Origin of the sequence: uncultured Cardiobacterium sp. (assembly GCF_938028185.1) — a bacterium.
In the GTDB taxonomy this organism is placed as follows: domain Bacteria; phylum Pseudomonadota; class Gammaproteobacteria; order Cardiobacteriales; family Cardiobacteriaceae; genus Cardiobacterium.
Genome location: NZ_CALJAH010000377.1, coordinates 1 through 5,552 on the forward strand (window position 1 = coordinate 1; position 5,552 = coordinate 5,552).

Annotated in this window: 4 protein-coding genes; all 4 read left to right on the forward strand. The window is 62.0% G+C overall.

Annotated features, from left to right (window positions below; translation table 11 throughout):
- Positions 1 to 285 precede the first annotated feature (285 nt).
- The 4 genes from Q0349_RS11065 (at position 286) to Q0349_RS11080 (ending at position 5,375) form a co-directional block, all read left to right on the forward strand.
- Entirely contained in the window at positions 286 to 1,083 is a 798-nt protein-coding gene (locus Q0349_RS11065) for a hypothetical protein (RefSeq protein WP_298081015.1), read from the forward strand.
- A 92-nt stretch (positions 1,084 to 1,175) separates the two neighbouring features.
- Positions 1,176 to 2,687: a hypothetical protein gene (locus tag Q0349_RS11070; RefSeq protein WP_298081016.1), complete on the forward strand. Its 1,512-nt coding sequence runs from the start codon at positions 1,176 to 1,178 to the stop codon at positions 2,685 to 2,687.
- Between the two features lie 112 nt (positions 2,688 to 2,799).
- Positions 2,800 to 4,293, forward strand: coding sequence for a tetratricopeptide repeat protein (locus Q0349_RS11075; RefSeq protein WP_298081017.1), 1,494 nt, complete (start codon positions 2,800 to 2,802; stop codon positions 4,291 to 4,293).
- The gene (locus Q0349_RS11080; RefSeq protein ID WP_298081018.1) at positions 4,290 to 5,375 is read left to right on the forward strand and encodes an anhydro-N-acetylmuramic acid kinase; all 1,086 of its coding nucleotides are present in this window, start codon (positions 4,290 to 4,292) and stop codon (positions 5,373 to 5,375) included. Before Q0349_RS11075 ends, Q0349_RS11080 begins: the two co-directional genes overlap by 4 nt.
- Positions 5,376 to 5,552 lie beyond the last annotated feature (177 nt).

Below are 5,552 nucleotides of genomic sequence, written 5' to 3' on the forward strand. Positions count from 1 at the left end.
CAGCCCTCTCCCACAAGGAGAGGGGGCATATTAGCTGTTTCCCAGCTTTCAGTTCTCTACACAAGCATACGGGAAAATGCAATTCCCCAAAATTTTGAACAGGTTCTAAAAAATGGCTCCGCCATTTTTTAGGGTGCCCGGTCAGGCGATGCAACACCGTATGAGGCTTTCGGTGGATGGCTATACCGGCACGCACGCGGGCATTTGCGCGATCCCATCTCGTTGCCGCGCCATTCGCCAAACCCGGTAAACTGCCCGCATTCCCCAAATCCATAAGGACACCCCATGAACAACAGCCTTTCCGACAACTTCCAGCGAGCGCTGCGCTTTACCCTCAAGTCCGGCAATATCTGCCATATCCTGCTAATAGCCGCCATTTTCTGCATCAGCGATGCCGTCAGCATCACTCATCTGCTGACGTATCGCAGCAGCAGCGGCATGGCTATGCTCCTGCAACTCGCCGCCGCGCTGCTCATGACCTACAAACTGCTCGACAATGCCGCCCGCCTGCGCCTCGGGCTGGATGGCGAACCCGTGCCATTGGCGCCGACCAGCGTCATCGGCGCCGAACTGCCCTGGGGAATGATTGCCCTGGGCTTCGTTATCGGCGTGCTGGCAGGCATCATCGGCGCCTATCTGCAAATCTATCGCCCCGAACTCATCTACGTCCTGCTCATACTCTTGTTCGTCACCATTTTTGCCCTGAACCCACTGGTCACGCTGGCCGTGCTGAAAGCCGAATCCTCTGTCGCCGCCTTTTCGCCACGACAATGGCGCGACGCCATCAATGACATGGGCGTCAGACGCTATTTCGCCTTGCTGGGCATGACCGGCGCCATGCTTGCGGTGGTATTTCTGATTATTTATATCGGTATTGACCCAGTTATTGAGGAGAAACTGGGAAGCGCTATGTTCATTCAGGCATACGACGGAGGCGAAACCTTTTCCCTGCCCGCATTCATGTACTTTTACTATTTCCTCGCCAATACCCTGCTTGTCGCCATCGCCTTTTTTAACCAGCATTGCTACGCCTGCGCCTATCCGCGCACGGATAACAACAACCCAAATTTCCTCTATGGATGAATGAGCGGCGGCGAAAACCATATAGTACTCGCCGCCCCATTTCTTTAATTTCATACCGCTGCCCGTATTTCTCAAACCCAAAGGACAACCCCATGAACGACAGCCTTGCCACCAACCTCCAGCGCGCATTGCGCTTCACTTTCAAGTCCGGCAGTCTGGTTTATATCCTGATTACCGCAGTCATCTTCTGTCTAATCTGCACGGACAATCTCGAATATGCGCTAAAACACCATGTTCCCCGCGACCCGCTTTCGCCCGGCGGAACAGCGCTGATTTTGCAGACGATTGCGCTGTTGCTGATGCTGTACAAGCTGCTGGACAATTCCGAACGAATGCGGCTGGGTCTGGATGACGAACCCGTCTCCTTTGCCCCGGTAAGCGTCATCAGCGGCACCCTGCCCTTGCGTCTGACCGGACTCGGCTTGCTGGTGATGATTGCGCTGGGTGCCATTGCCGCCGCGCTGGCGTTCATGCAGTCGCGCACGGGGCTGCAGCTACTGGGCGGGTTGGTGCTGCTGGCCGGGTTTATCCTCAATCCGGCCATCACCCTGGCCATGCTGAAAACAGATACCGCCAGCGCCGCATTCTCGCCGCGGCAATGGGGTGATGCCATCTCCGATATTGGCGCAGGCCGCTATTTCGCCCTGCTGGGGATTGCCGTGGCGCTCATCGCTGTCGCCATTTTGTTTATCGTTTTCCTGATTGCCCCGGCGATGCAACAAAACCTGGTGGCGGGCGTGATGCAGCAGGCCATGTCCGGGAAAAGCAAAATATCCGTGCCTGGCACCATGTACATCTATTACCTCCTCATCGGCCTGGTACTGATGACACTGGCCTTTTTTAACCAGCACCTCTATGCCAGCGCCTTCCCGCGTGAAGACAGCGACGACCCCGAAAGTTTTTCCTACGGCATGAACGCCGCCGAGATGGAATCCATCAGCGCCGCCCTCGCCGGACACGGCGTCACCCCGCCCACGGCGGAAGACAAAAGTGCCGCACCGGCGGCGGCAGCCGAAGCAGCTCCCGATTTCAGCCTGCTGGCAGACGCCGACACCAGCGGCATGGACATCGGCACGCAAAAAACCTTCGTCCTCGCCCTTGCCCGCGCCGACACGCTGCTCGGCAGCAACAAAATCGACGCCGGCCTCGCCCTGCTCGCGCCATATGCCGACGACGCGCACGATGCCGCCGCCTACTTTCCCGCTTATCGCCGCGTTTACGCGCTCAAGCCGGAATACGATCTGCTACAACGCCTCGCCGTGGCCGCCGCGCACGGCCACGCGCCGAGCTTCGATCTCATCCGCCCGGAGCTTGAACGCATTGACCCGGCGACGCTGCCCGCCGACCTCATTTATCCGCTGGCACAATTCGCCGCGCGGCAGCAGCATTACCTGGTGGTGCTGACGCTGACACGCGGCTTCGCGCAACAGCATCCCGACCATCCGCAGCTCATCGACAATTACCTCCTCGCCGCACGGGCGCTCGCCAAAACCGGCCACGCCGACCGCGCGCAGCAATTGCTGACGCAGATGCTCGCCCGCTTTGCCCATCATGAAAAGGCGGGACAAATCCGTGCCACGCTGAAGCTGTTGCAGGCACAATAGCCACCGCCCCGGCGGGCGTGTGGCCACCGCGCCCGCTTGGCACAAACGGCGCTTACAATGAACGCATCTTCATTCCAAAAACCAACCACCTGAAAACACGAAAGGATTTTCCATGCAAGACGACAACGCCCTCGGCTATCTCAACCGCAGCCTGCAATACCTCTTTCGCCCCGGCAATCTGCTCTACTGCGGCGCGCTGGCTGCCGTGTTTATCGCCCTGCGCTCGCTCGGCGAGGCGCGGATGGAAGGCGTTGGCACGCTCAACTGGTTCATCATCTTCGCCCTCATCGTCCTCTTCGCCTGCAAGATGCTCGACAGTATGCAGCGCCTGATGCACGGGCTGGAGCAGGAGCGCGTACCGCTGACCACCATCAGCAAACTGCCGAAAAACATTGCCATTGACGCCGCCGTTGCCATCGCCTTCTGCGGCACCGTCGTCTTCCTGTTGCAACTGATGTTTACCGGCGACCGCCGCCCGACCCTGCTCAACCTCACCGGCGTCATCCTCTACGCCCTCACCCCCGCGCTCATCCTCAGCATCTTTCAGGGCGCCGGATCGCTCGCCATCCTCAAGCCCGCTGCGTGGCGGCGTGCTGTCGCCGAAATCGGCGGCGCCGGACGCTACCTCGCCATCCTCGCCATGCCCTTCCTCTTTGCCGCGCTGGTACTGACCATCTACACCATGCTGGCGCAGACCGTCATCAGCGCCGAAGACCAGGCGCGCTACAACAGCATCAACGGCACCTACGGCGCCCCTGCCATCATCCAGCTCATCACCATCCTCCGCGGCATCATCTTCGCCTTCCTCCTCGCGCTGCCGCTCATCTACTTCTCCTGGTACTTCCCACCGCCGGAAGAAACCCTCGACCCCGACAACATCGACATCGACGAGCGCGAACTCGCCGCCCACATCAACATGGATGACGACCTGCTCGCCGAACTGAACCGCCTCAAGGCCGAAGAAGAACGGCACGCGCAACTCCAGCGGCGCGCGCCGCCGGTGGATCTCAACCTGCTGCGCGAGGCCGACACCGAAGGCATGAGTGCCGACGAACAGCGGCGCTTTGCCGGCGACCTGACCCAGGCGGACGTCCTCATCCGCCAGGGCGAAAACGAACAGGCGATCGCCCTGCTTGAGCCCTACGCCGACGGCCTGCACGATACCAACCGCTACCTGCCCGCCTACAAACGGCTGCACCAGCTCTACCGCCGTCAGGGGCGCGAAGACGCCATGCAGGCGATGGAAATGCGGCTGATTGAAGCGACGGCGAGCGGCAACCCCTACAGCTATCCCGCCATCCACCAAACGCTGGACGAAACCGGCGACGGCATCCTCCCCGCCGACTGGATATACCCGCTGGCACAAATCGCGGCGGGCAAACAGCACTACGACACCGTGCTCAACCTCACCCGCAACTTCGCCAAACACCACCCCCGGCACCCGCAGCTCGTGGAAAACTACTTCCTCGCCGCGCGCGCGCTGGCGAAAAAAGGCGAGAGCGACAAAGCCCAACAACTGCTGCAACAACTGCTCAAGCGCTACCCCGAGCACGCCAAGGCAACACAAATCCGCCGCACCCTCGAACTGCTGCAACAACGCACATGACCCCGCCCCGCCACTACATCGGCATCATGACCGGCACCAGCCTGGACGGCATTGACGCCGCGCTCATCCGCGAAACCGGCGGCCACTACCACTACCTCGCCCACCACGAACAGCCAATGCCGCCCGCCCTGCGCGCCGCGCTGCAAGCACTGTGCCAGCCGGGCGACAACGAACTCCATCGCGCCGCCGTCGCCGCCTGGCAACACGCCGAAGCCAGCGCCGACGCCGTCGCCGCCCTCCTCGCACAAACCGGCCTCACCGCGCACGACATCACCGCCATTGGCGCCCACGGCCAAACCGTGCGCCACAGCCCGGACAGCACCCCGCCCTACACCATCCAGTTGCAAAACCCGGCGCTCATCGCCGAACGCACCGGCATCGACACCATCGCCGATTTCCGCAGCCGCGACCTCGCCGCAGGCGGCCAGGGCGCGCCGCTAGCGCCACTATTCCAACGCGGCCTGCTCGGCGACCGCCCCGCCATCCTCGTCAACATCGGCGGCATTGCCAACATCAGCCTGATTGCCGCCGACCACTGCTCCGGCTACGACACCGGCCCCGGCAACGGCCTGATGGACACCTGGATACAACAACAGCGCGGCCTGCCCTTCGACGCGGACGGCGACTGGGCACGCAGCGGCCAACTGCTGCCCGACCTGCTCGCCCGCTTCCTCGCCGACCCCTACTTCCACCGCGCACCGCCGAAAAGCAGCGGCCGCGACTACTTCCACCCGGAATGGGTGGCACGCCACCTGCTCGGCATCGAAGCGCCCGCCGACGTGCAGCACACCCTGCTTGCCCTCACTGCACGTACCATCTGTGACGCCATCCGCGCTGCCCGCCACCCCGGCGCAGTCTATCTCGCTGGCGGCGGCGCCAAAAACCGCTTCCTCGTCGAACAAATCGAAGACGAACTCGCCCGCTTCGGCAAACACTGCGCCCCCTGCCCCATCCCGGCGCAGGCGCTGGAAGCCAGCGGCTTCGCCTGGCTCGCGGCGCAATTTACCGCACGCCACCCGCTGGAACTCGCCACCACCACCGGCGGGCAGACACGCATCCTCGGCGCGCTATATCCCGCCTGAGAACCTGTTTAGAGTCTGTTTACAAATCATCCGCAAGGCCTTGTAGGTTGGCTTAGGCGCTATTTGCAATTCAGCAGAATAAGCCCCTCTCTCGCAGGGCGAACCCCGCAGCGGACGAGTTTCGTGCGTAGGGTGTGTGGCGGCGTAGCCGACACGCACGCGGGAATTTGACATCGG